Raw genomic sequence first — 389 nt, 5'->3', positions numbered from 1 at the left:
CAGGCCTGCGATTGTCGGGATCCACCAAAGAGAGATCCCACAATTCTGTACCCTGGTAAAAGTCGGGGACGCCCGGAGAAGCGACCTTTATCGCAACCTGAGAGAGCGAATTGACGGCCCCGTAAAAGGCAACGCGCCTCCCCATTGCGTCTACCTCCACGATCTCACCGCCGGGCCTCCCGCGAAGCCTCGCCTCGCAAAATTTCTCTATTCCCTTCTTACCTACTATATCCCCAACCTCATAGCCCTCAGAAGACGCGCTTGCCTTCAAGAGGACGCATTGACCTTGTTCTCCATGGAAAGCAGCAGATAACCGCACCCCACGGCTGCCGCTGTGGGGGCGCGGAGTCTGCGCGGCCCCAAGGATACCGGCTCGAACCCCACAGTGA

Annotated in this window: 1 protein-coding gene; it reads right to left on the bottom strand. The window is 58.9% G+C overall.

From position 1 onward, the window contains the following. A partial coding sequence (locus tag EZM41_RS09520; RefSeq protein WP_232619278.1) for a hypothetical protein occupies nucleotides 1–271 on the bottom strand: 271 nt, incomplete at its 3' end. Nucleotides 272–389: the final 118 nt, after the last annotated feature.

The organism is Acetomicrobium sp. S15 = DSM 107314 (genome assembly GCF_016125955.1).
Lineage (GTDB): Bacteria > Synergistota > Synergistia > Synergistales > Thermosynergistaceae > Thermosynergistes > Thermosynergistes pyruvativorans.
This window is presented reverse-complemented; position numbering and strand designations above follow the sequence as displayed.